21 protein-coding genes are annotated in these 26,041 nt (G+C 71.7%); 9 read left to right on the top strand and 12 right to left on the bottom strand.

The features are described 5' to 3' along the window. Window positions 1-54: 54 nt before the first annotated feature. Window positions 55-255: a hypothetical protein gene (locus AB0F62_RS14820; protein ID WP_361797440.1), complete on the bottom strand. Its 201-nt coding sequence runs from the start codon at window positions 253-255 to the stop codon at window positions 55-57. Between the two features lie 290 nt (window positions 256-545). Next, complete coding sequence (locus AB0F62_RS14815; RefSeq protein ID WP_361797437.1) at window positions 546-1,094, bottom strand: GNAT family N-acetyltransferase; 549 nt, start codon at window positions 1,092-1,094, stop codon at window positions 546-548. A 258-nt stretch (window positions 1,095-1,352) separates the two neighbouring features. Between AB0F62_RS14815 and AB0F62_RS14810 the strand changes: the two genes are divergently transcribed. The 4 genes from AB0F62_RS14810 to AB0F62_RS14795 all read left to right on the top strand — a co-directional run bounded on the left by AB0F62_RS14810 (window position 1,353) and on the right by AB0F62_RS14795 (window position 5,972). Beyond that, window positions 1,353-2,147 (top strand): hypothetical protein, encoded by a 795-nt coding sequence (locus tag AB0F62_RS14810; protein ID WP_361797434.1) that lies wholly within the window; start codon window positions 1,353-1,355, stop codon window positions 2,145-2,147. Beyond that, on the top strand, window positions 2,144-2,527 hold the full coding sequence (locus AB0F62_RS14805; RefSeq protein ID WP_361797431.1) for a GntR family transcriptional regulator: 384 nt from the start codon (window positions 2,144-2,146) through the stop codon (window positions 2,525-2,527). Before AB0F62_RS14810 ends, AB0F62_RS14805 begins: the two co-directional genes overlap by 4 nt. Window positions 2,528-2,853: 326 nt before the next feature. Further along, window positions 2,854-4,710, top strand: coding sequence for an FHA domain-containing protein (locus AB0F62_RS14800; RefSeq protein ID WP_361797428.1), 1,857 nt, complete (start codon window positions 2,854-2,856; stop codon window positions 4,708-4,710). Between the two features lie 347 nt (window positions 4,711-5,057). Next, the gene (locus AB0F62_RS14795; protein WP_361797425.1) at window positions 5,058-5,972 is read left to right on the top strand and encodes a hypothetical protein; all 915 of its coding nucleotides are present in this window, start codon (window positions 5,058-5,060) and stop codon (window positions 5,970-5,972) included. Between the two features lie 38 nt (window positions 5,973-6,010). Here the strand turns inward: AB0F62_RS14795 and AB0F62_RS14790 are convergent, their stop codons facing one another. Then, a complete protein-coding gene (locus AB0F62_RS14790; RefSeq protein ID WP_361797422.1) occupies window positions 6,011-7,204 on the bottom strand; it encodes a cytochrome P450 in 1,194 nt (397 codons plus the stop codon). Window positions 7,205-7,462: 258 nt separating this feature from the next. Between AB0F62_RS14790 and AB0F62_RS14785 the strand changes: the two genes are divergently transcribed. The 3 genes from AB0F62_RS14785 (at window position 7,463) to AB0F62_RS14775 (ending at window position 9,868) form a co-directional block, all read left to right on the top strand. Continuing rightward, the gene (locus tag AB0F62_RS14785) at window positions 7,463-7,954 is read left to right on the top strand and encodes an amino acid transporter (RefSeq protein ID WP_361797640.1); all 492 of its coding nucleotides are present in this window, start codon (window positions 7,463-7,465) and stop codon (window positions 7,952-7,954) included. A gap of 100 nt (window positions 7,955-8,054) precedes the next feature. Further along, window positions 8,055-8,654 carry a hypothetical protein gene (locus AB0F62_RS14780; RefSeq protein ID WP_361797419.1) on the top strand — a complete coding sequence of 200 codons (600 nt, stop codon included), beginning with the start codon at window positions 8,055-8,057 and terminating at the stop codon, window positions 8,652-8,654. A 443-nt stretch (window positions 8,655-9,097) separates the two neighbouring features. Next, window positions 9,098-9,868, top strand: a complete 771-nt coding sequence (locus AB0F62_RS14775) for a hypothetical protein (RefSeq protein ID WP_361797416.1) — start codon at window positions 9,098-9,100, stop codon at window positions 9,866-9,868. A 133-nt stretch (window positions 9,869-10,001) separates the two neighbouring features. Here the strand turns inward: AB0F62_RS14775 and AB0F62_RS14770 are convergent, their stop codons facing one another. Next, window positions 10,002-11,441, bottom strand: coding sequence for an MFS transporter (locus AB0F62_RS14770; RefSeq protein ID WP_361797413.1), 1,440 nt, complete (start codon window positions 11,439-11,441; stop codon window positions 10,002-10,004). A 309-nt stretch (window positions 11,442-11,750) separates the two neighbouring features. Between AB0F62_RS14770 and AB0F62_RS14765 the strand changes: the two genes are divergently transcribed. Then, window positions 11,751-12,332: a TetR/AcrR family transcriptional regulator gene (locus tag AB0F62_RS14765; RefSeq protein ID WP_361797410.1), complete on the top strand. Its 582-nt coding sequence runs from the start codon at window positions 11,751-11,753 to the stop codon at window positions 12,330-12,332. 123 nt (window positions 12,333-12,455) lie between these two features. On the opposite strand, the gene AB0F62_RS14760 is transcribed toward AB0F62_RS14765, so the two are convergent. Then, entirely contained in the window at window positions 12,456-13,217 is a 762-nt protein-coding gene (locus tag AB0F62_RS14760) for an SDR family oxidoreductase (RefSeq protein WP_361797407.1), read from the bottom strand. Between the two features lie 223 nt (window positions 13,218-13,440). Here AB0F62_RS14760 and AB0F62_RS14755 point away from each other — a divergent pair, with 223 nt between their 5' ends. After that, entirely contained in the window at window positions 13,441-13,851 is a 411-nt protein-coding gene (locus AB0F62_RS14755; protein WP_361797404.1) for a hypothetical protein, read from the top strand. A gap of 9 nt (window positions 13,852-13,860) precedes the next feature. On the opposite strand, the gene AB0F62_RS14750 is transcribed toward AB0F62_RS14755, so the two are convergent. The 7 genes from AB0F62_RS14750 to AB0F62_RS14720 form a co-directional block, all read right to left on the bottom strand. After that, the gene (locus AB0F62_RS14750; protein WP_361797401.1) at window positions 13,861-14,877 is read right to left on the bottom strand and encodes a LacI family DNA-binding transcriptional regulator; all 1,017 of its coding nucleotides are present in this window, start codon (window positions 14,875-14,877) and stop codon (window positions 13,861-13,863) included. Between the two features lie 63 nt (window positions 14,878-14,940). After that, window positions 14,941-15,969, bottom strand: a complete 1,029-nt coding sequence (locus AB0F62_RS14745; protein WP_361797398.1) for an ABC transporter permease — start codon at window positions 15,967-15,969, stop codon at window positions 14,941-14,943. Next, complete coding sequence (locus AB0F62_RS14740) at window positions 15,966-16,934, bottom strand: ABC transporter permease (protein ID WP_361797395.1); 969 nt, start codon at window positions 16,932-16,934, stop codon at window positions 15,966-15,968. Before AB0F62_RS14740 ends, AB0F62_RS14745 begins: the two co-directional genes overlap by 4 nt. Next, on the bottom strand, window positions 16,927-18,540 hold the full coding sequence (locus AB0F62_RS14735) for a sugar ABC transporter ATP-binding protein (protein WP_361797392.1): 1,614 nt from the start codon (window positions 18,538-18,540) through the stop codon (window positions 16,927-16,929). Before AB0F62_RS14735 ends, AB0F62_RS14740 begins: the two co-directional genes overlap by 8 nt. 92 nt (window positions 18,541-18,632) lie before the next feature. Beyond that, window positions 18,633-19,724 (bottom strand): ABC transporter substrate-binding protein, encoded by a 1,092-nt coding sequence (locus tag AB0F62_RS14730; RefSeq protein ID WP_361797389.1) that lies wholly within the window; start codon window positions 19,722-19,724, stop codon window positions 18,633-18,635. A 114-nt stretch (window positions 19,725-19,838) separates the two neighbouring features. Continuing rightward, window positions 19,839-23,156, bottom strand: coding sequence for a LamG-like jellyroll fold domain-containing protein (locus AB0F62_RS14725; protein ID WP_361797386.1), 3,318 nt, complete (start codon window positions 23,154-23,156; stop codon window positions 19,839-19,841). Window positions 23,157-23,569: 413 nt separating this feature from the next. Next, entirely contained in the window at window positions 23,570-25,984 is a 2,415-nt protein-coding gene (locus AB0F62_RS14720; protein WP_361797383.1) for a glycoside hydrolase family 32 protein, read from the bottom strand. Window positions 25,985-26,041 lie beyond the last annotated feature (57 nt).

The raw sequence follows: 26,041 nt of genomic DNA, 5'->3' as shown, positions 1-26,041 counted from the left end.
GGGGGTTGGCCGCGCCGGCCGCCCGGACCGGTCCGGGCGGCCTGCGCGCGCGGTTCAGTCCTGGGTCCAGCGGCTCCGCAGCCGCGCGAGTTCCGCGGACCAGCGGCCCCGGCGGCCCGCGGACGGATCGGAGTTCTCCGGCGGCGACACGGGCAGCCTCGTCGATTCGCAGTACGTCTTCCATGCCTGGTACCAGTTGGGCGCCAGGACGATGGCGAGCAGGATGAGCGGGACGAGCACGGCAGATATCAACACGGCTGCTCCCTTCCGTGCGGCCGCCGCGCCGGCACGGCGCGATCGGCTTCGGGCGCGGACAGGGGTCGGGGGACACGGGTCCGACCGACCGGACCGGATGAACGGGCTCCGAGCGATATCGTCCTCCCCGCCGCGACGAACGCAAATCGGACGGGATGCCGCCGCCGTCCCCCCGTCCGATCGGGCCGGGTTCACCCCGTCGGCGGCAAGGTCCGGGCCGCCGCCGTCCCTGTTACTCCGAACGGGTGAGGCGGCGACCCCGGAACCCCGGGCGGACGGCGCTGCGCCGCCTAGACCTCGGGGAGGGAAGGGTCGGGCGTCCACGGGGACGGTGCGGTGAGGGACCAGCGTTCGTGGTCGCGCCAGGCCCCGTCGATGTAGAGATAGGCGGGCGAGATGCCTTCGTAACGGAAGCCCAGGCGCTGGACCACGGCCAAGGACGCCTTGTTTCCCGGCTGGATGTTCGCCTCCAGCCGGTGGAGCCGCAGCTCGGTGAAGGCGTGCCGCAGGATGAGGGTGAGCCCTTCGGTCATGTAACCCCGCCCCGCGGACGGGGCGAAGGCCGCATAGCCGAGGGACGCGCCCTGGTAACGGCCCCGGATGATCGAGTTGATGTTCACCGTGCCGGCAACCGCGCCGGTCTCCCGGACGCGGATCAGAAAACCCCGGTTGGTGCCGTCGTCGAAGCGGCGCATCCACGCCTGGAACTCCTCCGGGCTCGTGGGCAGCTGCATCCACGGCCGATGGAGCTCGGCGCTGGCTTTCACGAGCGAGCAGAACTCGTCCTGGTCGGCGAGGGTGAGCGGGCGCAGTTCGACCCGAGACGGTGTGTGAGGCATGGGCCCATGCTAGGGCCAGGTTCCGCGCGGAAGCCCGGGTGTGGACGGGAGCCGAGGTTCCGCCCGCGCACCCGCGCACCCGCGTACCCGTGCCCAGTTGCGCGCCCGCAGGATCGCGGCCGCCCGGACCGGTGCCCCGCTCGCGCAGGTGCTCGGCCGGGGGCGTGTGGGTGGGGGTTCCCGGGCGCGTGGCCGGTGGCCGAGTTGTATCAATCGTTTGACACAAGCCTTCCGTGGGCGGCATCTTGTACTTGCCGCTTGATACAAGCGGTCGCGTTCACCTGGGGGGAGAAGCTCGTGTCCGAACTCGGCACCGTGCCGACCGCGTCGGCAGCCGACCGCTACATCCGCTGGGCGGGCCTGTTCGCCGGATTCGTCGCCGCTCGGTTGGTGACGCAGGCCGACAGGTCCGGCGAGGACGTCGGCATCCTGTACGCCATTCCCGTTTTCGGCCTGTGCGCCGTCGCCGGGGTCCTGGCGGCGGACGCGCTGACGGCCCGTCCGCGCGGCGCGGTCCGCACGGCGGGCCTGGCCCCGCGCCGGGTCCGCGACTACGTGCCGCCGCGGATGACCGCGCTCCTCGTCGCCCAGGCCGGCGTACTCGTCGTCCTCCTGGGCGCGGCAGCCGCGCTGGCCTGGCCCGACGATGCGGGTCGCGCGGGCCGTTCCCTGACCTTCACCTGCCCGGGCGGCGGCATCGCGGACGCGGGACCGTGGCCCGGCGCCTTCTACGGTCTGCCCATCCTCGCGTCGCTCGCGGTCTCGACGGGGTGCTGCCTCTGGTCGCTGACCTGGATCGCCCGGCGGCCCGGCGACGACCGGGCGCGCCGCGACCGCTCACTGGCCGTCGTCGCGGCGTGGGGCCTGCTGGTCTCCGCGCTCCTGCTCGGTACCGCCTCCACCGCGTCCGGCGCCCTGATGGGCACGACCTGTGACGGCACCCTCGGGCGCGTGGCGAACGGCCTGCTGTGGCCCGCCGCCCTGGTCGCCCTCGTCACGGTGCCGTGGTGCCTGGTCACGGTGATCTCGCCCAAGGCCCGGGTCCGCCGGTGACCGGCCCGGTCATCCAGGTCGACACCGGCAGCCACGTCCCGCCGTACGAGCAGATCCGCGCCCAGCTCTCCGCTCTCATCGTCACCGGCCGTCTCCCCGAGGGCGAACGCCTGCCGACGGTACGTCAACTGGCGGCCGATCTGGGCCTGGCGACGGGAACGGTGGCGCGGGCCTATCGCGAACTGGAGGCGGCGTCCTTGATCCGCACGCGCCGGGGCGCGGGGACGCGGGTGGCGCCGCTTCCGTCGCCCGCCACGGGCCCGGATCCGGCGCGGCTGGCGGAGTTGGCGCGGTCGTTCGTGACGGAGGCCCGGGGGCTCGGCGCGGACGGGCAGGCGGTGATCGCGGCGGTTCGGGAGGCGTTGGACGAACCGCTCTGATCCGCTCATGGCCGCCCGGCGACGGCCCGGCGCCGCCCCGGCACGCACGGGACGCGCGCCGTTTCCCCCGGCGGTGTTTCCGGCGGTGGGCGGGCTGGGCAGGTGTTCTGCTCGGGGAACACCGGTTGCTCCGGCTCCGTCGCGCGCGACGCCCGGTGAACCGCTGCTCCCCGGCAGGGCGGACGGTAAGAGGTGCTGGGAGGCCGGACCGGGACGTGACGCGGTGCGCGACGGCTCGGCGGCCAGGGAGTGTGCGTTCCCCGGGTTCGTTGACAAGTGGAGATGAGTGACCAATGCCTCCTGAGATTGTCGGGCATCGAGGCCCTTTGGCAGGGGAGAGGTTCGGGATCGGCGACAAGCCCCTCACCTTCGGGCGCAAGGCCGGGAACACGGTGGTGATCGCCAGTGCGAGCGCGTCCCGCCTCCACGCGGAGGTGCGCCGCGAGGGGCACGGCTTCGTCCTGTACGACCGGGGGAGCAGCAACGGGACGCGGGTCAACGGGGAGCGGGTGACATCGCACGTGCTGCAGCCGGGCGATGTGATCGCCATCGGCGACGAGTCGTTCGGCTTCGAGGCCGCGGACGCGATGGAGACCATCCTGGACCTCTCGCTCCTGGAGTCGCTGATGCCTCCGGCGGAGCCGGAGGAACCCGGCCCGGTGCTGAGGGTCACCGTGGCGGGCGGAGGTCCGGTCGGGCTGTCGTTCGCCCTCCTGCTGGAGTCCCTGATGGGCCGTCGGGTCTCCGTCACGGTCTACGACGGCCGCTGGACGCAGGAGGGGGACCGCGTCGTCTGGAAGGACGAGGGGCAGGGCAACGTCCGCCGGCAGCAGGTCGTGACCGTCCAGAGCCGGCAGTATCTGAACCTGCCCGAGGAGGTACGGGACAGGCTGTTCACCGAGGGCTCGTACACCGAGATGTGGCCGGCCGGCCCCGACTCGATCCGGGGCTTCAACCCGCGCAACATACGCATCGCCTACGTCGAGGACGCGCTGCTCGACCTGGCCAACGGCAAGCGCGACCGCATCCGCCTGGTGCCCGCCAGGTTCGACGCGGCCGAGCAGCAGGAGGCGGTGGCCCAGGGCCATGTCCTGGCGATCTGCGACGGCGGACGGTCCCGTACGCGGGAGCACTTCACCGACAGGTTCGGGACCGCCGACAAGTCCATCTACTCGCTCGGCGGCGAGCACCTCCAGGACGTGGTGCTGGGGCTGCGCGTGCGGTCGAAGCTCTCGGACCCCATGACGGTCCTGCTCACCGTGGCGCAGAATCGTTTTCTTCTGAACGCCCTGCGGGGCGAGGGCTTCCTGAACATGCGGCTGACGGACGCCGAGGCGCGGGAGGTCGTCGGGATCGATCCGGTGCGGCAGGTCTTCGAGCAGTGCATCGCCTCCCGCCCCTGCGTGATGAGCCGCGACGGGCACGGCGACTTCCACTGCTCCACCCACAGCACGTTCTTCCTGCCCGCGCTGATCAAGGGGTCGGCGCTCTGGAAGCGCGTCAAGGAGGGCCTGACGCTCTTCGACGTCGACGAGCAGGACCTGAGCGCGATCACCGCCTTCCGGCTGGACATGGTGCAGCGTCCGCGCTTCACGGCCCGCCTGTATCCGTCGACCTCGACCACCCCGGGAACATACGGTTTCCTTCTCGGGGACGCCGCCAACGCCATCCACTTCTGGCCCGGGCGCGGCCTGAACAGCGGCCTGGCCTCCGCCATCTCGCTCGCCCGCACGCTCAGCGGCACCTGGCGCGGCAGGCCGCTGCGCGACGCGGACTTCGTACGGCACGAGGCCGCCATGTCGATGCTCCAGTACCGTCACAAGAGCCGCGCCTGGAACGCGATGATCACCACGGACGAGGACGGGGTGGGGCAGGCGATCAAGGACAAGATCGCGCAGAGCATCGCGGCCGCGGCCGACGGGAAGCCGGACCGCGAGGCCGACATCGACGGGCTCATGGAGCAACTCCGCGCCATCCGGGAGCGCCTGGCGCCGCGCATCCCCGGGATGCCCGACGACGACGCCCTGCGGGAGCGCCTGGACGCCCTGGAGGACGAGACGCTGCGCACCCTCCGGGACAGCGGCGTGTGGGACACCGTCACGGTCGGCGGCGAGGAGGTCGACATCGACATCTTCTACCGGGACGAGCGGCCAGGGCCGCGCACGGTCCCGGCGGCCACCTGAGCCGGTCGGGCGACCGGCGGACCGGCCGCACCGTGAGGGGCGGGCCGGCGCCGGACGGCCCGTCGGCGGAACCGTCACCCGGGCCATCCGGACCCGGGCCATCCGGACCCGGGCCATCCGGCGCGCCGGGCCCCGGCACCTTCGCGGGCCCGGCCGGGCCGGACGGCGGGTGAGTCGGGTGAGTCGGGTGAGTCAGCAAACCGGCGAAACCGGGGCGAACCGGCGGAACGCCCGCGTATCGCGGTACGGTGATCCCGCATGCCTTCCCAGGGCCGCACCCATCCTGGCGCCGCCCCGGTGCCGAGATCCTCGAGGTCGCCGCATGATGCCGATCCGGTCGGGCCGCCGTGGCTGACGCGGCCGCGCGCGCGGAGCGACGGGTCGCCCATGTGCGGGACGATCCGGCGGCCCGCTACGCGCTCGCCCAGGACTTCTACCGGCTCGCCACGGGGCCCCGGCGCCGTTACGGCCATGCCGAGCTCAGCTTCATGCGCTGGTCGCTCGCCCGTGGCGTACTGGCACCGGAGACCGCCGACCCGCCTGGCAGTCCCTGGTGGCGCGCCGTCAACGAACGCCTGGTGCGCGACAAGACCGAGGCCCATCTGCTGTCCGCCGGGGTCCCGGGCACGCCCGGCGCCCGCAGCGTCGAGTACTGGCTGGACTTCATCCGCGCACCCGACCCTGGCCGCTGGTACCGCGCGCACAACGCCAGCATCGTCGCCGGCTATCTGCGGTACGAGGAACTGGCCGTCGCCGAGCAGCGGGTGGAGCGGTTCATGATGAACGTGGCGCTGCTCCGCGTCCTGTTCACCCACGCGATGCTCGTACGGCCGCGACTCGCCCTCGGCCCGCTGGCCGTCCTCGGTCCGCCGATGGCCGACCCCCGGCACCGGGCCGTCCAGATGTATCTCGACCTCGGCAGGTCCTTCCCGCCCCGGTACCCGATCGCGACGGCCCTGGAGGAGACGGTCCTGGACGAGCACCCCCTCGCGCGCGTGCTCGACTACGGGGTGATCGCCCCGCGGCTGAACGCCCTCTATGCCTTCTCGGCCGCCTCGCTGGACCAGCCGCGACTGACCGCCCTGCTGGACGACGGCGTCCCGGCCTACGCGTGGCGGCACGCCGACCGGCCGATCTGGTACCTCGGCAACACGGGCCCGCATCTGCGCGCCGTCGCCCGCGTGACCGGTGTGCGCCTGCTGTGGGAGCCGTCGCCGTCGGCCCGCGCGCGCCGCGGCCCGCGCCGTCCGGGTTCCGGGTAGCCCGGATCCGGGTCGGAGAAGCCGGGCCCTGACCGGTTTCAGAGCACGACCGGCAGCTCCGTCCGCCCGTTGAAGACGAAGGTGGGCAGCGGCTCCAGTTCCTCCGGCGGCCGCGCCGGCCGGATTCCGGGAAAGCGCTCGAACAGCGCGGGGAGGGCGGTCTCCGCCTCCAGGCGTCCGAGCGGTTCGCCGACGCAGCGGTGGACGCCGTGGCCGAAGGCCACATGGCCCTTGTCGCGCCGGTGGACGTCGAAAGCGTCCGCGCCCTCCGGGTGCCTCGCCGGGTCGCGCCCGCCCGCTCCGAAGCCCATGACGATCGCCTCGCCGCGGCGGATCACCACGCCCTCGCCGAGGTCGATGTCCTCGACGGCGTAGCGCAGCGGCATGTACTGGACCGGGGAGTCGGCGCGCAGGGTCTCCTCGACGACCGCCGACCACGGTACGGCGCCGCCGAGGACGTCCTCGCGCTGCCCGGGGTGGCGCAGCAGGTTGAGGACGGCGTTGGTGATCAGGTCGGTGGCGGAGGGGACGCCGCCGGCGACGGTGATGACGAGGGCCATCAGCCGTTCCTCGTCGGTCATGTCCGGCGCCCGGACGAGGGCGGTCGCCATGTCGTCGCCCGGAGCGTCCGCCTTCTCCGCCAGGAGCGCGGTCCAGAAGGCCATCGCGCCCCTGACGCCCGCTGCCGCCTCCTCGGGTTCGGAGGAGGGCTCGAGCAACCGGCGCATCGCCCTTCCGGCCCGATCCCGGTGCTCCTCCGGTACGCCGAACAGATCGCACAGCGTCTCGGTCGCGACGACCCGTGCGTACCGGGCGCGCAGGTCGACCGTCTCCCCGGAGCCGGGCGTGCCCAGCCCGTCGAGGCGGGCCGGGGTCCTGGCACGCAGGCTCGCCTTGATGACACCGACGCGCTCGGGGGAGAAGGCGCGCTCCATGATCGCGCGCAGCCGGCGATGGTCCGCCCCGAAGGCGTTGAGCACGGTGGCCGGGGCGAGGAAGGGCGACAGCGGCCAGTCGTCGGGCACATCGCCGAGGCCCGGCCAGTGCCGCTGCGCGTCGCGCGACACCCTGGGGTCGTCGGCGAGCCGCTTCAGCACGTCGTAACGGGCGACCGACCACGCCGCGATGCCGCCGGGCAGTTCGACGGGGGCGGCGGGGCCCGCCGCCCGGAGGCGTTCACCGGCGTCGTGCAGACGGCGCCCGGTCGGGTCGAGCCGGATGTCCATGGTCATGTCTCCACCTTCCCGGTGCTCACCCCGTTCCGCGCGGCACACCGCCCGGCCTGCCGGGACCCGGCTGGGGCGCTTGAGGGTGTGATGCCAGGGTGGATCCCGGGCAGGAGATGAGGCAAATCGATGGATCTCATGTTGCGATCGGCGCAATTGATGACGCTCGGGGTCGGGGACGCCGGGCCGCGTACCCGCCGATGCGGTGCCGGCCCCGCGGGAAGGTCGCGGCCGCCGTACCGGTGCACTACGGTGCGCGGCATGATGACGGCTGACGACGTCCTGTCTCTCCTCGCCGTGCTCCGCGGCGCGGGCGCGGACATCTGGATCGGCGGCGGATGGGGTGTCGACGCTCTGGTCGGCGAGCAGACCCGGCCGCACCGCGACCTGGACCTGATGCACCGCACCGAGCAGGAACCGGCCGTCGTGGCGGCCCTCGCGGACGCCGGGTTCACCGAGACGCTCGACTGGCGCCCCGTGCGGTTCGTCGTCGCCGACCCGGCCCGGCGCGAAGTCGACCTGCATCCCCTGGACTTCGCCGCGGACGGCTCCGCCGTCCAGGCATCCCCCGACCCCGGGCGCCCGTTCCGCTACCCCGCCTCGTGCTTCACCACCGGCACCATCCACGGCGTAGCGGTGCCGTGCCTCTCGGCCGAGCAGCAGGTCCACTTCCACCAGGGCTACGAGCCGGCCGAGCGCGACCGCCACGACATGGCGCAGCTCCGACGGGTGTTCGGCATCACCACCCACTTCTGAAGTTTCGTCAGTTTCATTCACGCCGGGCGTCGTTGTCACGGGCGGGGGTATACCTGTCGTGGGGCGTGGAGGGCGATGGCGGTCGCGGGCGAGCGGGGGCGTGGGAGTGCGACCTGAGGACGGGGGAACGCCGGACCGGCTGCCGGAGATGTTCAGCCTGCCGGAAGTGGTGCTCACGGAGTCCAAGAGGGGCCCGCTCATCGGTCCCGGGAAGCCGGTGATGAACCTCTCCGCCGCGGACGGCACCCGGTTCGCGACGCTGCACGACACCACGCCGAAGCGCGGCAAGCCCACCTACACCCTCACCGACCGGGCGGGCCGAACCGTCATGACGGTGGCGGTCGGACCGGGCAAACCGCACAGGATGCCGTTCGTCTTCACTGACGGCCGCGGCCGTCCGGCAGGCGGGGTGCGACTGCGCAATTCCCTCTTCTCGACGCTGGGACTTCGGGTGAGTGCCGACGAGTCGGCCGACGTACTGTGCCTCGACCGGACGGCTTTGGCAGGCTCGGCGTGGCTCGTCAAGGACGATTCGGACGCCGAACTCGTCCGTGTCACCGTGTCGTCGGCCGCAGGCGTCACCCTGCGTCAGAGATACGAGATCCGTTTCGACCCGCGGCTGACGGCACCGCAGCGGCGCGCCTTGGTCGGGGCCGTCATCACCCTCCAGGCGTTGCGGCGTTGGCTCGCCGGTGACTGAGAGGCCCTATCAGAGGCGGTCGGCGGCGTCGGTCCGCACCCTGTCGTGACAACCGGCCAGGCCGCGGCCACGGCTCGGACTCCCGGGCGCCCCCGCTACGAACGGCCCATCCAGGATGCGGCGCACGTCACCCCGTGTAACGGTGATCATGTGCATTTCGGGTTCGGCTGGGATCAGGGGACCGCGGGACGGCTTCGGCCGTCGCCTGACGGTCCGCCTCACCCACCCTGCCGGGGCCCGCGTCTTCGGCGGCGGGAACCCCGCCCCGCCGAAGACCGGTGCCTTGGACGTACCCCCCGCACACAGCGCGACCACTGACCATGATCCCCTGAAGACTCGAAGGGCCACGGCTCGACGGCTGCCGGCCCGCGGTGACGTGCGTCCTCGCACGCCGCCGGGCACGGCCGTGGGCCACGCCCTTCGACTACCCGCAAGGAGTGGGTGTGAAGGTTCGCTTTGGTGCGAGCCGAGGAAAGATACGCACGGCCATCGCTCTGGCCACCGTCGTCACCTCGGCCCTGTCAGGATCGGTGTCCGCCCTCGCGGACGGAAACTCCATAGGCTCGGATCACTGGGGTGTGATCACCCGCAACACGATCGGCTCGCCTGTCGCCGCCCTGAGGGACGGCCCGTTCGTCACAGGGATCGGCTCGAGGCCGCCCTACGGAAACGGCAGCCTGGGCATTGAGGTGGCGAACAACTCGACCACGCTGCCCACCCCGAGCGAGAAGGTCGACTTCGGCAATGAGGTCGACTTCTACGGCAATCGGGTGCGGGACCTCACGCATCTCGGGTTCCACGTTTTCCAGACCGGCGAGAACGTGAACTACGCGAACGACCGTAACCTGCCGAACATCAGGATCGAGGCCAATCCCAACCTGGCATCGCATCCGGGCGACACCTACACCACGCTGGTGTGGCTGCCGCCGGCGGTCCCGACGGACCGCCTGAACAGGTGGAGCAAGTTCCTTGACGCCACCGTTCTGGGCGGCCAGTGGTTCCTCAGCGGCAACGAGCTCTCGCCTCGGTGCACGCAGGCCAGTCCGTGCGACTTCACAACGCTGAAAAATGGGCTCCCGCAGGCGACCATCTACTCCGTCGCGGTCGGCAAGGGGCGTGACAACCTCTGGGTGGGCGCGGTCGACGGCCTCCGGATCAACAAGTACGTCTACGACTTCGAGGCCGACGGCGTGCGGGCCCGCCGCGTCAGCTGACGAGGTACCTCCGTCCCCCTCGGGGGAGCCCAGGTCGTCACCGGTGCGATCCGACCGGTGACGGCCTGGGCGTGGCACGTCAACCGCCTTCCTGCTGGAGCCTGATGAGCGGCAGGACGAAGTCGACGCTGCGTCATTCCGCGTGCCGGAGCTCCCGCGTCCGGCGGTCCCCGGACCGGACGACCCGCCCGCGCCGTCCCGGCTTCCCCGCGTCGATGGCGAAGAACGCGATCAGCGCCGCGAGGGCGAGGATTCCGGCGCCCCACCGGTAGGCGACCGAGTAGCCGTGCACCAGCGAGAGTTTGGTGAAGGCGGCCGAGCCGTGGTGGGCGGCCAGGTATGCGGTGGTGGCGCCGGCGGCGACGGTGTTGAGCAGTGCGGTGCCGACGGAGCCGCCCACCTGCTGCGCGGTGTTGGTCATGGCGGAGGCGACCCCGACGTCGCGGGACTCGACCCCGTGGGCGCCCAGACTGAAGGCGGGCATGAAGGCCGTGCCGATGCCGACGCCGACGACCACTTCGGCGAGGGCGATGCGGCCGAAGGAGGAGGCGGGGGTGAGCAGCGCGAGCATCAGTACGCCGGCACCGGACACCGCGTACCCGGCGCTCATCAGCAGGCCGGGGCGGACGCGGTGGGAGAGGCGGGCGCCGATCTGGGTGGAGCCGACGGCCTGGGCGGCCGCCATCGGGATGAAGGCGGCACCGCTCTGGACCGGGGTCCACTCCTTGACCAGCTGGAAGTGGTAGCTGAGGAAGAGGAACATGCCGAACATGGTCATGACCGACAGTCCCAGGGACAGGTAGACGCCCGCGCGATTGCGCTCCGCCAGGACGCGCAGGGGGAGCAGCGGCGAGGCCGTCTTCGCCTGCAGGAGGACGAAGCCCGCCAGCAGGAGCGCGGCGAGGACGAACATGCCCACGGTCACGCCCGCCCCCCAGCCGTCGGTCTCCGCCTTGGAGAAGCCGAAGACGAGGGCGACCGCGCCGCCGCTCGCCAGCACGGCCCCCGGGACGTCCAGTCGGGCGCGGTCCGCGGGTCCGCCGTGGTCGCGCACGGTGGTCAGGACGCCGGCGATGCCTATGGCCGCGATGGGCAGGTTGACGTAGAACCCCCAGCGCCAGTCGACGTACTCGGTGAACACCCCGCCGAGCAGCAGACCGGTCGCGCCGCCCGCCGTGGCGATGGCGCCGTAGACGCCGAAGGCCTTGGCGCGCTCCTTGGCGTCGGTGAAGGCCAGGGAGATTAGTGCCAGGGCGGCCGGGGCCAGGAGTGCGCCGAAGGCGCCCTGGAGCGCGCGGGCGGCGAGCAGCGTGGGCAGGTCGGGGGCGGCGCCGCCGAGTCCGGAGGCCGCGGCGAAGCCGATCAGCCCGATGACGAACACCCGCTTGCGCCCCCACAGGTCGGCCAGGCGTCCGCCGAGGATGAGCAGGCCGCCGAAAGCCAGGCCGTAGGCGGTGATGACCCATTGACGGCCGCCGTCGGTGAAGTGGAGGTCCCGCTGGGCGGACGGCAGGGCGATGTTCATGATGGCGCCGTCCAGGAAGACCATGAGCTGCGCGATGCCGATGAACATCAGGGCCGACCAGCGCCGCGGATCGGGGGGGAAGAGCGTCCTTGGGCATGGCTGTGCTCCTTGGGGGTTTTCGGTTCGGATCGAGTGCGATTGCGAGTGCGATTTCTAGGCGCTGGGATGCCGGCGCCGTCGCCCGGGAGGGCGGCTTCCGGGCGGTCCTGCCAGAGGGCGACCGTCCCGTATGGCAGTGAACATTAATTGGAACGATAGGTCAAAAAAATCTTCGGTCGCCATGCCCCCCGGGGGGTATGGCTGTGACCTTGCCGTCAAAACTGGACCGTTCGTTCCGGATAGGCGTACACTCCGCCCATGGCACGCGTCAGGGAGTTCGACACCGAAAGGGCTGTGGAGGCGGCGATGAACGCCTTCCGCCGCAAGGGATACGAAGGCACGTCGATCCAGGACCTGGTCGACGCCACCGGCGTGGGCCGTGGATCGCTGTACGCGGCCTTCGGCAACAAGGAGGGGCTGTACCTGGCGGCCATGGACCGCTATCGGGAGCACTACGCGCTGCCGCTGGTCGAGGTCCTGCGCGGCGGCGCCCCGGGCCGTGAGCTGCTCCGCGAGGTGCTGGTCGCGGCGGTGGACGAGATCGTGCGCGACGGCAGCCGGCGGGCCTGCCTGATCGTCGGCGCCGCCACGGAGCGGATGGCCCACGATCCGCAGGTCGCCACCCATGTGCAGTCGACGACCGCCCTGCTGGAGGACGCGCTGACCCGGGTCGTCGCGGAGGCCCAGGCGGAGGGGCAGGTGTCCGGCAGGCGTGACGCGCGGGACCTGGCCCGGTATCTCGTCGTGACGATGCACGGGCTCCGGGTGATGGGCGCGATCAACCCGGACCGCGACGCGCTGACTGCCGTGGTCGACGCCGCGCTGGACGCGCTCGGCTGACCCGTCTGACCGGAACGATCGGTCAAAAGAATTTACGGCATCTTTGCGGGGGTCGACGCGAACGCGGCACCACGCCGAAGGCCGTCCCGCCATGGCGGGACGGCCTTCGGCGCGTGGCGTCGGTCACCGTGCGGTGAAGCCGCCGTCGATGGCGAGTGCCGCGCCGTTGATGAAGGTGCTCTCGTCGCTGAGCAGGAAGGCGGTGAACGCGGCCACGTCCTCCTCGGCGCCGGCTCGGCCGGTCGGGATCTGCCCCAGGAACCGGTCCTCGATCTCCGGGTAGGCCTGGATCGCGGAACGCCACAGCGGGGTGTCGATGAGCCCGGTGACCAGCGCGTTGACGCGGACGCCCGCCTTGGCGGAGTCCAGCGCCGCGGAGCGGGTCAGGCCCAGTACGCCGTGCTTGGCCGCGACGTAGGCCGGCATGCCCGCGTCGCCCACCACGCCCGCCGTCGACGCGTTGTTCACGATCGACCCGCCGCCCGACGCGGCGATCGCCGGGAGCTCGTACTTCAGGCTGTAGAAGACGCTGGTCAGGTTGGTCGCGATCATGTGATGCCAGAAGGCGGAGTCGGTCGACCCGAAGTCGCGCTGGTTGTCGCCACCGCCCGCGTTGTTGAACGCGCCGTGCAGGCCGCCGAATTCGGTGACCGCGTAGTCGACGAGGCGGGCCACGTCCTCCTCGGCGGTGACGTCCGTCGGCAGGAAGCGCCCGCGGCCCCCGGCGGCTTCGATCTCGGCGAGGACCGCCTCGCCGCGCGCCTTGTCGCGTGCGCCGATGACGACGGTCGCGCCCTCGGCCGCGGCGCGCCTGGCGAAGGCGGCGCCCATGCCGGACGTTCCTCCCGTGACGAGGACGACCTTGGAGTGCAGACGATCGGACATGGGGCTCCCTTCGGCGCCCGAGTGCCATCGAGGATCGTGGCCGGGCGTTCATGTGACATGTGACGGGGATGGGCGGCCGGGCTGCGATGTGCGTGTTCCGGTGACGTCCGCGGGACGCCGACCGGTCTTCCGGCCTGCCTTCGGAGGCTAGCACATATCTGGAACGAACGATTGGTAAAGAAAACCGTGGAGTGGTGCCCGCACGCGCCCATAGGGTGGCCCGGTGTTCAATCGGCTTGAGATACGGGTGTCGGCGCCGGACCACCGGTACACCGCCGCCCGGCTGCGGCTGCTGGTCGACGGGGACGACCTGGTCGGGGAACTGGTCGGACCGGGCGGCCGCGGCCCGTACGCGCGGTGGGCGCTGCCCCCGGACCGGCCCGGCCCCCTGGCGGCGATCGGGGAGGGACGCCGCGTCGAGCTGGGGGAACCGGAGTGCACCGGTGGCTGCTGCGGCCACCTCTCGGTGTTCGTGCGCCGCAGCGGCGACATCGTGGAGTGGACCGACTGGCGGGGGCCGTTCGCACAGACCCCGCCGGAACTCCACTTCGACGCCCGGCGGTACGACGCCGAACTGGCCCGTGCCGCGGCCGACCGCTGGTGGGAGGCGCACCCGCAGGCGGTGTCCCCGTAGCCGGCGCCGTCAGTGGCCGCGGCCCAGCGTGGATTCGCGGACGACGAGGTCGTAGCCGGGCCGGACGCGGCGCGGCGGGGCGTCCGGGGTCCCGGTCAGCCGCTGGACGAGGCAGTCGACGGCCTGACGCGCGATGGCCTTCTTGTCGGGCGAGATCGTGGTCAGGGTGATCGCGCCGTAGCGTCCCTCCTCGATGTCGTCGAAGCCGACGATGGCGACGTCTTCCGGCACGCGCAGCCCCCGTGTGGTGAGGACCCGCAGGGCGCCGATCGCCTGGAGGTCGTTGTAGGCGAAGACCGCGTCCGGGAGCGCCCCGCGGTCCAGGAGGTCGGCCATCGCCTGGGCGCCGTCCGCCCGGCCGTAGCCGGAGGCGGTGGCGACCAGGTCGTCACCGTGGGGCAGCCCGCAGGCGGCCAGTTCCTCGCGCCAGCCGCGCAGTCTCAGGTGGGCCGGCTGCCGGGCGATCTCGCTGCGGGCGCCGAGGAAGGCGACGCGCCGCCGGCCGATCCCCGCCAGATGCCGCACCGCGCTGCGCGCCGCGGCCACGTTGTCGATCACGATGTGGTCGTAGGGGGCGTCGTACTCCCGCTCCCCGAGCAGCACCAGGGGTGAGCTGTCGCTGCGCGCCAGCAGATCCGATCCCTCCAGTTCGATCGGCGAGAGGATCAGACCGTCGATGACATGGGCGCGGAACCCCTGGCTGACCAGGATCTCCTTGCGGCGTTCGCCCGCGGTGTGGTCGAGCAGCACGGTGTAGTCGTGGCGGGCGGCGGCGTCGATGACGGCACCGGCCAGTTCGGCGAAGTACGGGTTGCCCAGCTCCGGCAGGGCCAGCGCGATGATGCCGGTGCGGCCCTTGCGGAGGTGCCTCGCGGTCAGGTTGGGCCGGTAGCCCAGCTCGTCGATGGCCTGCTGGACCCGCGCGCGCATCGCGGGTGTGACGTGCGGGTAGTCGTTCACGACGTTCGAGACGGTCTTGATGGACACTCCCGCGCGCTGCGCGACGTCCTTGAGGCTGACGCCCACGGCGCTCCCTCCGGGTTGGGCCGGTGCCGGAGGGCCGCGCACGGTCCTCCGGCACCGGCGCGATCATGTGGTGCGCGGTCCCCGCGCGAGATACCGCTGGGCCACGACCACCACGATAAGGAAGCCGCCGCTGACCACCGATTGGTACGACGAATTGAGGGAGCCGATCTGGTTGATGAGGTTCTGGATCACCGCCAGCACCAGTACGCCCCACAGGGTGCCGCTGATCGAGCCGGAACCCCCGATCAGCAGTGTGCCCCCGATGACCACCGCGGCGATGGCGTCCAGTTCCATGCCGACCCCGATGATGGTCACCCCGGAGGACAGGCGGGCGGCGTTGAGGGCACCGGCGAAGCCCGCCAGCAGTCCGCTGACCGCGTAGACCAGCACCCGGGTCCTGGCCACGGGCAGCCCCATCAGGGTGGCCGCGTCCGGGCTGCCGCCCACCGCGAACAGCGACTGGCCGAACGAGGTGCGCTGCAGCACGAGTCCGCCGACGGCGAAGAGCACCAGCGCGATCAGCACCGGGTGGCCGAACCCCGCCACAGTGCCCTGCCCGAGCTCGGCGAAGGCCGAACCGCGAGGCACCAGATAGGTGTCGGCGCCCTCCTCGGTGAGGGCCAGCAGCAGTCCGCGGGCGGCCAGCAGCCCCGCCAGCGTGACGATGAAGGGGGCCATGCCGGCCCGCGCGATCAGCAGACCGTGCACGGTGCCGAGCAGCCCGCACACCGCCAGCGGCAGCAGCAGCGCGGGCAGCATGCCGTACTGCGAGGCCCACGCGGCCAGGACGCCGCCGAGCGCGAAGACCGAGCCGACCGACAGGTCGATGCCGCCGGTGATGACGACCAGTGTCATGCCGAGTGCCACGATCGCCAGGAACGAGGCCTGCACGGTGATGTTCCGGGCGTTGTCGACGGTCCCGAAGGAGGGGAAGACGAAGGAGGAGACGAGGACGAGCAGCAGCAGGACGGCGAGTACGCCCTGCCGTTGCACCAGGACGGCCAGCCGCCCCCGGTCCCCGGCTCGGGCCGCCGCCACCGCGGGCGGTTCCGGCGTCGCCCCGGCGGAGCGGGGCGTGGTGAGTGACTTCATCGGGATCGACGCTCCCGGGCGACGTAGACGGCGACGAGGATGATGACGGCCTGGGCCATCTGCGCGGTGGAGTCGGGAAGATCGTGCTTGACCAGGGTGGCCCGCAGCAGCTGCATGAGCAGCGCGCCGCAGACCGTGCCCAGGACGCGCACCGATCCACCGGTGAGCGGGGTGCCGCCCACCACCACCGCGGTGATCGCGGACAGCTCCATCAGGGTGCCCAGCGTGGAGGGGTCACTGGCCGTCAGACGGGCGGTGGCCAGCACGCCGGCCAGCGCGGCCAGCACCCCGCACAGCACGTACACGCCGATCAGCACCCGCTTCACCGGCAGACCGGCCAGCCCGGCGGCGGCCCGGTTGCCGCCGATCGCGACGAGCTGACGTCCGAAGGTGGTGCGGTGCACGACGCCGGCGACCAGCAGGGCGAGCACACCGGCGATCAGCACCACCACCGGGACGCCCAGGACGTCGTCGGTGCCCAGGCCCAGCAGGCCGGGGTTGGCGATCTGCTTCAACTGCCCGTCGGCGAGAACCAGGGCCAGACCACGCCCGCCGACGAACAGCGCGAGGGTGGCGACGATCGGTTGCAGGCCCACCACCGCCACCAGTGTGCCGTTGACCGCGCCCACCACCGCCCCGGCGGCGAGCGCCGCGAGCAGCGAGGGCAGCAGGCCGTAGCCCAGGTACAGCGGCAGCAGCGCGGCGGCGAGGGCCATCACTGACCCCACCGACAGGTCCACCCCCTCGGTGCCGATCACCAGGGCCATTCCCAGTGCGACGATCACCACCGGGGCCACCTGGACCAGTTGGGTGCGCAGATTGGCGGCGGTCAGGAAATGGTCGGTGAAGACCGCGTTGAAGACCACCAGCACGGCCACCGCCGCGTACACCCCGTACGCCTGGAACCAGGCGGAGGAGGGGAGCCGGAGTTGGCCGCGCCGCACGGCAGGGGAGAGTTCAGCCATCGTTCCGCACCTCCCCGCCGCCGGCGCCGTTCTCCTCGGCGGGCGCGTGGGCGGCGAGCACCTCCAGCAGTTCCCCTTCGCCGACCCGCTCGCCGGTCAGCTCGCCGGCCACCGCGCCGCCACGCAGCACCACCAGCCGGTCCGCGCCCTCGACGAGCTCCTCGATGTCGGAGGAGATGAGCAGCACCGCGAGTCCCTCCTGGGCAAGTTCGTCCACCAGCGCCTGCACTTCGGCCTTGGCCCCCACGTCGATGCCGCGCGTCGGCTCGTCGAGCAGCAGCACCTTGGGTTCCAGGCAGAGCCAGCGGGCCAGCAGCACCTTCTGCTGGTTGCCGCCGGACAGCTCGCCGACCTTCTGCTCGGGTCCGGAGGCCTTGATCCTCAGGCGCTTCATGAAGATCTCGACGACGCGGTCCTGGCGGGCGCGGGACACGACCCCGGCCCGCGACAGCCGCGGCATGGCGGCCAGCACGATGTTCTCCCGTACCGACAGGCCCGGGACGATGCCCTCGGCCTTGCGGTCCTCGGGCAGCAGGCTGATGCCCGCGCGGATCGCGGCGGCGGGGGAGGGGCGGCCCAGCCGTCTGCCGGCGACCGTCACCGATCCCGAGTCCAGCGGCAGCGCCCCGGCCAGCGCCTTGGCGGTCTCGCTGCGCCCGGAGCCCAGCAGACCGGCCAGGCCGAGCACCTCGCCGGGGCGCAGCTCCAGCGAGATGCCGTCCAGGACGTGCCGGCGGCTCAGCCCCGAGGCGGTGAGCACCGGTTCACGATCGGGGTGGTGGTCCTCGCCGAAGCCGGTCCGGCCGTGCCGGCGCACCTCGGAGACCTCGCGGCCGAGCATCATCGCGACCAGCTGCATCCGGTCCAGGTCCGCGAGGTCGCCGGTGTGCACGAGCCGTCCGTCGCGGAGCACGGTGACCCGGTCGCAGATCCGGTAGAGCTCCTCGAGCCGGTGGCTGACGTAGAGGACGGAGATCCCGCGGCCGTGCAGCTCCGCGATGACCCGGAAGAGGGTCTCGACCTCGCGCGGCTCCAGCGCCGAGGTCGGTTCGTCCATCACCACGACCTTCGCCCGCACCGACACCGCCCGGGCCAGCGCCACCATCTGCTGGGTGCCGACGCCGAGGCTGCCGAGCGGTCGGCGGACGTCCGCGGTCACGCCGAATCCCGCCAGGAGCGCGGCCGCCTCCCGGTGCATCCGCGGGAAGTCGATGAGCCCGAGGCGGTTCTTGGGCTCGCGGCCCAGGAAGATGTTCCGCGCCGCGCTCATCAGCGGGACGAGGTTGACCTCCTGGTAGATGGTGGTGACCCCGGCCTTCTGGGCGTCGGAGGGCCGGGTGAAGGAGGCCGCGGTGCCGTCGAGCCGCACTTCGCCGGCGTCCGGGCGGTGCACTCCCGTGAGGACCTTGATCAGGGTGGACTTGCCGGCGCCGTTCTCGCCGACGAGGGCGTGGATCTCGCCGCGGCGCAGGGTGAACGAGACGTCGTCCAGCGCCGTCACGCCAGGGAAGCGCTTGACGACGCCGACGGCCTCCAGCACCGCGGGGGCGGTGGGGCCGCCCGGTCCGGGCGGCGGTGCGGCCGGTGCCGCTTCGGGGGGTGCCATAGCGGGCCTTCCATGGGTTCGCGGGGTCGGAGAACCGGGGGAGCGGCCGGCCGCCCGGCCGGGGAGGAGGACCGGGCGGCCGGCGGCGGGGCTCAGTACGCCCCGGCCAGCGAGTCCTTGGCGTTCGACGCGTCGTATTCGCGGTCGGAGATGATCACGTCCTCGGGGATGGCCTCGCCGGCGAAGAACTTCTGCGCGGTGGCGAAGGCGAGCGGCCCGAAACGCGGGTTGGACTCGATGACGCCGTTGTACTGGCCGTTCGCCAGCGCCTGGACGGCGTTGCGGGTTCCGTCGATGGACACGATCTTGACGTCCTTGCCGGGCTTCTTCCCGGCCGCCTTGAGCGCGGTGACGGCGCCGAGGCCCATCTCGTCGTTCTCCGCGTAGACGGCGGTGATCCCGGGGTTGGCCTGGATCAGCTGCTCCATCACCTGCTGGCCCTTGTCGCGGGCGAACTCGCCGGTCTGCTGGGCGACGATCTCCAGGCCGGGGGCCTCGGCCTTGATCTGGTCGACGAAGCCCTTGGTCCGGTCGGTGGTGACGTTGTTGCCGGAGGCGCCGAGAAGGATGGCGACCTTGCCCTTGCCGCCGGTGACCTTGATCATCTGATCCGCGGCGCGCTTGCCCTGCTCGACGAAGTCCGAGCCGAGGAAGGCGACGTAGTCCTTGCAGGCGGTGGCGTTGATCTTGCGGTCGATGGTGATGACGGGCACGTGCTTGGCGGCCGCCGCACGCAGCGCGGGCTCCAGGCCGTCGGAGTTGAGCGGGGCGACGATCAGTAGCTGGGCGCCCTGGGCGAGCATGTCCTGGATGTCGCTGATCTGCTTGGGCAGTTGGGACTGCGCGTTGGTGGTGAGGAGCTTCTTGACGCCGAGCTTCGCCGCCTCGTCCTTGATGGACTGGGTCTCGGCGATGCGGAAGGGGTTGGCCTCCTTCTCCGACTGCGAGAAGCCGACGACGGCGTCCTTGAGGTCGATCTTCTTCGCCCCGTAGGTCTGCAGGGTGCAGCCGTCGCCGCCGGGGGCGGACGCGGTCGGGGACTGCACGACCTGGGCGCCCTCGGAGGAGGCGGAGGCGGAGGCGGTGCCGGAACCCTCCTCCTTGGCGCAGGAGGTGGCGGTCAGGGCGGCCGCGGCGGTGAGGCACGCGATGGCCAGGAAGCGGGTGGTACGGGAGGTGCTCATGAACGTTCAACTCCTCGGAGAGCGGTGTGCGACCTGTTCAGGGGATTGCGGTGGCTCCCCCAGGGGCCCGGGAGGCGGCCCGCTCCGCCCCGTGACGGGGCGGGCCGCCCGTGATCAGCGGGTCGTGGCCGGCGCGGCGGGTTCGCCGGCCGCCAGCGAGGCCACCTCCGCCGCGCTCAGCGCGCGGTCGTAGGCGTGCACATCGGAGATCGCGCCGCCCCAGTAGTCGACGCGGTTGCCGCCGTACTTGCCGCGGCCGATCACCAGATGGCCCGAGGGCCCCTCGGCGTTGCAGCCGCGGACCGAGCCGGACTCGCTGCCGTCGACGTAGATCCGCAGCCGGCCGTCTCGGTGGCTGTAGCTGCCCACCAGGTGGTACCAGCGCCCGGCCTCGGGCTCCCCGATGGTGCCCGCGAGGGCCCTGCTGCCGGCGAAGCTGAACGCGAACCGCTTGTCGGCCTGCGAGTACTGCAGGTAGAAGGCGCTGTTGGTGTCTCCGTCGACGGAGACCGCGGTGCTGAAGTGGCCCTTGTCGTCCAGCCGGACCCAGGCGGCCACCGAGTAGTCGTGGGTGTCGGTGTTCAGGACCGGGGCGCCGGTGTCGACGAAGCCGGTGCGGCCGTCGAGTTGCAGGGCGGCGCCGTTGGGGCCGGTCGTCCAGCTCGTCCCGCCCGTCAGGGTGCCGTCGTGGTCACCGGCGACGTCCTCGGCGACGGTGCCGGTCCCTTCGTGCAGGGGCCACCAGCCGACGCCCCGCGCCCCGGGGGTGCCGGGCGGCACGTCGGTCCCGCCCGCGGCGGCACCGGCCGCGATGACCTGGCGGTTGACCTCCCGTACCTGTTCCGGGAGCACCTTGACCACGTCGCGGTCGTAGGTGATCAGGCCGTTGAGCTCGCCCTCGACGTCCGTGATCTGCGTGTAGACCGATCCGGACAGACCGCACGCGGCCGGGCGCAGCAGTCTGCGGGTGTTCTCCACGTAGGCCGCGGTCAGTTCCTCCTTGCTGTGGGCGGCGTCGCCGTAGTCCTGGCCGCCCGCGGTGCCGAGGATGTGGCCGGGGACGAGGTAGGAGTAGCCGCCGTGCTCGCCGTCGACGGCGGCGCGGCCGGCGTCCGGGGCCGGGTTGGCCGGGCCGTGGTAGTCGTGGAAGTCGATCAGGTCGCCGCGGCCCGAGTCGCCCTTGGAGGCACAGCAGTTGACGCCGGAGTGGGCGTCGACCAGGCGGGCGGGGTCCTGCCGCTTGACGGCGTCGGCGAGCTGACCGGTGGCCTCCTTGCTCCACTCGCCCCAGCCCTCGTTCATCAGCGTCCAGACCAGGAGGGACGGGGTGCTGATGTGCTGGTCGACGATCTGGTGCAGTTGGTCGACGAAGGTCTCGGTCTCCGGGGTGCCGGCGGCGGCCGTGCCCCGGCTGGGTATGTCCTGCCAGACCATCAGGCCCAGCTTGTCCGCCCAGTAGTACCAGCGGGCGGGTTCGACCTTGATGTGCTTGCGGACCGCGTTGAAGCCGAGCTCCTTGTGCTGGACGAGGTCGTACTTCAGGGCCTCGTCGGTCGGCGCGGTGTACAGGCCGTCGGGCCAGAATCCCTGGTCCAGGGTGGCGAGCACGAACACCGGCTTGCCGTTGAGCTTGATCCGGTTGGTCCCGCCGGCGGGGGCCACCTCGATCGACCGCATGCCGAAGTAGGAGCCGACGCGGTCCTTTGCGCGCCCGGCGGTGAGGGTGACCTCGAGGTCGTACAGATACGGGTCGTCCGGACTCCACAGGCGGGCGCGGGGGACGGGCAGCCGCAGGGCGGTGCCCGCGTCGCCGGTGACCGAGCCCGCCTTGCGGCCGTCGCGGGTGTAGGCGGTCGCGGTGACCCTGGCACCCGCGGGGGTGCCCGCGCCCGGCCGTACGGTGACGGCGAGCGAGGAGTCCGCGACGTTCGGGGTCAGCACCAGCGACTCCACGGACGCCTCGGGGACCGGCTCCATCCAGACGGTCTGCCAGATGCCCGAACTCGGGGTGTACCAGATGCCGCTGGGGTCGCGGGACTGCTTGCCCAGGGCGTAGCGGTCGTCGGTGGTGTCCTTGACCTTCACCAGCAGGGTCTGCGGGCCGCGTCCGGTCAGGGCGTCGGTGACGTCGGCGGTGAACGCCTGGTAGCCGCCGGTGTGGTGGGCGACCTCGCGGCCGTTGACGTAGACCCAGGCCTCGTAGTCGACGGCGCCGAAGTTGAGGTTCAGCCGGTTGCCGGAGCGGATCCGCCAGTCCTCGGGGACGGCGAAGGTGCGCTGGTACAGCGACCAGTCGTGGTGCCGGGCGACGCCCGACAGGCCCGACTCCATCGGGTACGGGACGACGATGCTGCCGCTCAGCTTGCCCTGGGGGAGCGCCGTGTCCTGCGCGGTGGGCTGGAACTGCCAGGTCCCGTTGAGGTTCTTCCACTGCTTGCGGGTCAGCTGCGGCCGCGGGTAGTCGGGCAGCGGGCGGGACGGGGAGACGTCCTTGGCCCACTTCGTCTGGAAGTACCACGTCGAGTCGTTGCGCGCGACGACCGAGAAGGGCCCGACGTCGCCGCTCGCGGTGGTGATGCCGCCCCTGCCGTCGTAGCTGATCCGTACGTCGGCGTTGAGCGAGACCGGGGTGTCGGACTCACCGGGCTTCAGGACCAGTCTCGAGGGGTGCTTGGGGTCGCGGGACACCGTGGCCGACCAGCGGGTTCCGCCGGACAGCAGGGCGACGTGCGAGGCCGCGCCGGCGGGGAGGTCCGTCACGGGGGAACCCAGATCCACGGTGGCGGTGCGGCCGGAGGTGGCGACCGAGGCCTGGGCGTCGGCGGGCGCGAAGCCGTCGGGCAGGTGCAGCGCCGAGTCCGGTACGGGGCGGCGGTCGAAGCCCGGCCCCGACCATTCGGTGTGCAGGTAGGCGCCGCCGTTGCCCTGGTTGTAGTCGAGCGACAGCTCGTGCAGGCCCGCGGTCAGGGTGATCGGCCGGGAGGTGGTCTGCACGTCCCAGTCGGTGGTCCAGTGGTCGATCACGCTCGCGCCGTCGAGGGACATCCGGAAGCCGTTGTCGCCCTTGATGTAGAACGTGTATGTGCCGTCGGAGGGCACCTCGAGCCGGCCGGTCCAGCGCACGGCGACGTTGTCGGTGGTGCCGGCGTAGGTCCGCAGGGTGGGCAGCAGGTCGTCGACGTGCAGCGAGCCGTCGATCCGGGTGCCGGTGTACTGGGCGAAGTCGAGGGCGGTGCCGCTGGACATCCGGTAGTAGTCCCCGCGCAGGCCGGTGTCGGCGCTCGCGGAGGCGGAAGCGGAGGCGGTGGTGTCGGTCGTGTCGGCGGGCCGGGCGGTCGCCGGGGGCGGCGTCAGCAGAGCCGCTCCGAGGAGGAGCGATACCAGGGCGGTTAACCGAGCAAAGCGGGTGGTACGTCGTCGGCCAGGACTCATGGTGCACCTTCCGTGGGAGTCATCGACGCCTGGACAGGAAAGCTGCGGGTCAGGGGTGTGAGGTGCCTGGGACCAAGAGCGGCACACGTCGGAAACGTGGTTGTACAACGTTGGAAACTTCGGACGCGGTGAGCATGAAAGCAGGGCCCCGGCGCCGTGTCCAGACCCCTCGTCAAACGTTGTCATCCGGCCCCGAGGGCGTGCCGGCGCAGCCCGTGGACGCCCCGGGCCCTTACCGGCGCAGGCCGGATCGAGCTTCGAGACATCGGTGAAATCAGCCTGACCTGCGGTGAGTTGCCACCGGCCGGAATTCCGCCGGGCGTACCCGGGCCTGTTCAACGTTGGAAACGCAGACGATCGGGAACCGCCCGGGACAGGCGCGCGGGCCTGCCCCGGTACGGTCTTCCGGTGGGTCAGCCGATGGTCAGATTCTGCGCCAGCGTGTTCGCGGCGTAGCCGTTCACCCCGAACAGGCCGCTGGTGTAGGCGTCGTCGGTGGCGTCGATGACGGGGTCGGCACCGTTGCCGAACCACACCCGGATGCGGGAGCCGTCGGTGCGCACCTTGAGGTGGTAGGTGCGGCCCTCGACGATCGGCGTGGTGTGGGTCGCGATGTCCCGGCCGGGACGCCACAGCTTGACCACGCCGCTGGTGTCGATGTTGGCCGTGTAGCCGGCGCCCGAGGAGTTCGCGCGGAAGGTGAGACCGGTCGCGGTGCCGTTCGTGACGGACAGGTCGCCCTCGTAGCTGAAGTCACCGCCCGTACGGTCGCTCAGGTAGAAGCCGTCCTGCGACGAACCGCCCTTCAGCCCGTCCGGGGTGACCGTCCAGGTGCCCCCGCGCGGTGTCCAGCGTCCGGCGGGGAAGGCCGAGAATCCGGCCGTTCCGGTGTTCAGGTTCTGCACCGTCGCCGTTCCGTTGTAGACGTTCACCCCGAACAGGCCGCTGCTGTAGGCGTCGTCGGTGGCGTCGATGACGGGGTCGGCACCGTTGTCCAGCCACACGCGGATGCGGGAGCCGTTCGTCTGCACCTTCAGGTGGTAGGTGCGGCCGGCGGTGATGGGCGTCGACACGACGGCGATGTCCTTGCCCGGCCGCCACAGCTTGACGACGCCGCTGGTGTCGATGTTCGCCGTGTAGCCGGCGCCCGAGGAGTTCGCGCGGAAGGTCAGTCCGGCGGCACGGGCGGTGTCCAGGGTGAGGTCGCCCTGGTAGACGGCGTCGGATCCGCTGCCCGCGCTCATGTAGAAGCCGTCGCCGCCGGTGGAGGCGCGCTTGCCGCCGCTGACGTCGGTCCACGCCCCGCCCACGGCGTGCCAGGGACCCTTGAGGTTGCTGAGCAGCGTGGACTGCGCCGTGCCCCAGCTGGTGTTGAGGCGCGTGAAGGTGGCGCTGTCCAGCTTCACCTTGCCGCCGACGGCGAAGAGCCGGATGCCCTGGCTGTCCGCCGCGGAGTCGAAGTCGACGTTGTCGGACAGGGAGTAGAGTCCGCCGTCGGCGAAGGTCTCGAGCTGCCCGCGGTCGACGAGGAGCCGCATCGTGACCTTCCCGTTCCGCGGCTTGAGGGGCTTGCCCCGGAGGGTCTGCGCCTTGGTGTCGTAGACGACGCTGCGGTCGGCCGAGCCGTCCGACCGGGCGTGCAGGTCGAAGCCGAACTGCGTCGCGGTCGCGCCCTTCACGTCGAACTGGGCGGTGATCTCGTAGGTGTCGGCCTTGATGCCCGAGAAGAGGTTGGCTCCCTTGGCCGCGTTGACCGTCTCGTTCTTCCAGCTCTTGGTCTCCGAGGCCAGCGAGCCGAGCTCGGCGACCGGCGTGCGGGTGATCCGCGGCCCGTCCGGGGTGCTGATCAGATCCAGCGTCACCGGGAAGGTCGAGTTGCCGGTCCAGGTGCTGCCGCGGTTGCCGCCCTGCCAGGCCATCTGCACGGTGCGGCCGTCGGGGGCGTTCGTGAACGTCTGCGCGGCGTAGAAGGTGCCGCCCGCGTAGGTGGTGCCCAGGTCCATCTGCTCCGGGCCGGTCCAGTCGGTACGGAAGGTCGTACCGTCGAAGGAGCCGACGACGTACTGGCTGGAGGCCGAGGTCAGGACCCACCGCTGCTGTCCGGACTTGCCGTCCAGTGCCAGCGGGAACATGTCGGGGCACTCGAAGAGCCAGGGCGCCTGGTAGCGGCTGGCGAGGGTCCAGTCCAGGAGGTTCGGCGAGGTGTAGATGTTGACGCCGTTGCCGCCCTGGTTGGACCAGACGACCATGGCCCAGCGGTGGCGTGCCGCGTCCCAGAACACCTTCGGGTCACGGCTCTCGTTCGGGATCTCGATCTGCTTGCGGCCCTTGTCGTACGCCTGGAAGGTCTGGCCGTTGTCGTTGCTGTAGAAGACGCTGACGCCGTCGGTGTTGGAGAACACCACGATCGGGTCGAGGGAACCGGTCTTGAGTCCGGAGGTGTTGTCCTTGTCCACGACGCCGCCGCCCGAGAAGAGCGTCCCGGCGTGCACGCCGGGTTCGAGCGCGATCGGCTTCTGGGTCCAGTGCACCAGATCGGGGCTGGTGGCGTGGCCCCAGTGCATGGTGTCCCAGTCCAGGCCGTGCGGGTTGTGCTGGTAGTAGAAGTGGTACAGCCCGTTGGCGTACACCAGGCCGTTGGGGTCGTTCATCCAGCCCGACCGCGAGCTGAAGTGGAACTGGCCGCGGAACGGCTCGCTGTAGGTGGTGGCCGGGTACGGGAATTCCGGATAGTCCCCTACGGTGCCGGCGGCCGCCGGTGTGCCCGGCAGCAACGCGGCCAGGCTCGCGATCAGGGCGACGAGCAGCGCCCCGACTCTTCGACGCATGTGAACCCACTCTCTGGCACGGAGGCGGAGGTGTGTCATCGTTGACACATGTCATCG

This window comes from Streptomyces sp. NPDC026673, from assembly GCF_040638135.1.
Lineage (GTDB): Bacteria > Actinomycetota > Actinomycetes > Streptomycetales > Streptomycetaceae > Actinacidiphila.
This window is presented reverse-complemented; position numbering and strand designations above follow the sequence as displayed.

What these genes read in the sequence shown, in the direction of transcription:
- AB0F62_RS14745 (WP_361797398.1), bottom strand. Translation starts at nt 15,969, where the DNA reads ATGAAGTCACTCACCACGCCCCGCTCCGCCGGGGCGACGCCGGAACCG.
- AB0F62_RS14725 (WP_361797386.1), bottom strand. Translation starts at nt 23,156, where the DNA reads ATGAGTCCTGGCCGACGACGTACCACCCGCTTTGCTCGGTTAACCGCC.
- AB0F62_RS14815 (WP_361797437.1), bottom strand. Translation starts at nt 1,094, where the DNA reads ATGCCTCACACACCGTCTCGGGTCGAACTGCGCCCGCTCACCCTCGCC.
- AB0F62_RS14765 (WP_361797410.1), top strand. Translation starts at nt 11,751, where the DNA reads ATGGCACGCGTCAGGGAGTTCGACACCGAAAGGGCTGTGGAGGCGGCG.
- AB0F62_RS14790 (WP_361797422.1), bottom strand. Translation starts at nt 7,204, where the DNA reads ATGACCATGGACATCCGGCTCGACCCGACCGGGCGCCGTCTGCACGAC.
- AB0F62_RS14730 (WP_361797389.1), bottom strand. Translation starts at nt 19,724, where the DNA reads ATGAGCACCTCCCGTACCACCCGCTTCCTGGCCATCGCGTGCCTCACC.
- AB0F62_RS14735 (WP_361797392.1), bottom strand. Translation starts at nt 18,540, where the DNA reads ATGGCACCCCCCGAAGCGGCACCGGCCGCACCGCCGCCCGGACCGGGC.
- AB0F62_RS14720 (WP_361797383.1), bottom strand. Translation starts at nt 25,984, where the DNA reads ATGCGTCGAAGAGTCGGGGCGCTGCTCGTCGCCCTGATCGCGAGCCTG.
- AB0F62_RS14740 (WP_361797395.1), bottom strand. Translation starts at nt 16,934, where the DNA reads ATGGCTGAACTCTCCCCTGCCGTGCGGCGCGGCCAACTCCGGCTCCCC.
- AB0F62_RS14785 (WP_361797640.1), top strand. Translation starts at nt 7,463, where the DNA reads ATGACGGCTGACGACGTCCTGTCTCTCCTCGCCGTGCTCCGCGGCGCG.
- AB0F62_RS14760 (WP_361797407.1), bottom strand. Translation starts at nt 13,217, where the DNA reads ATGTCCGATCGTCTGCACTCCAAGGTCGTCCTCGTCACGGGAGGAACG.
- AB0F62_RS14770 (WP_361797413.1), bottom strand. Translation starts at nt 11,441, where the DNA reads ATGTTCATCGGCATCGCGCAGCTCATGGTCTTCCTGGACGGCGCCATC.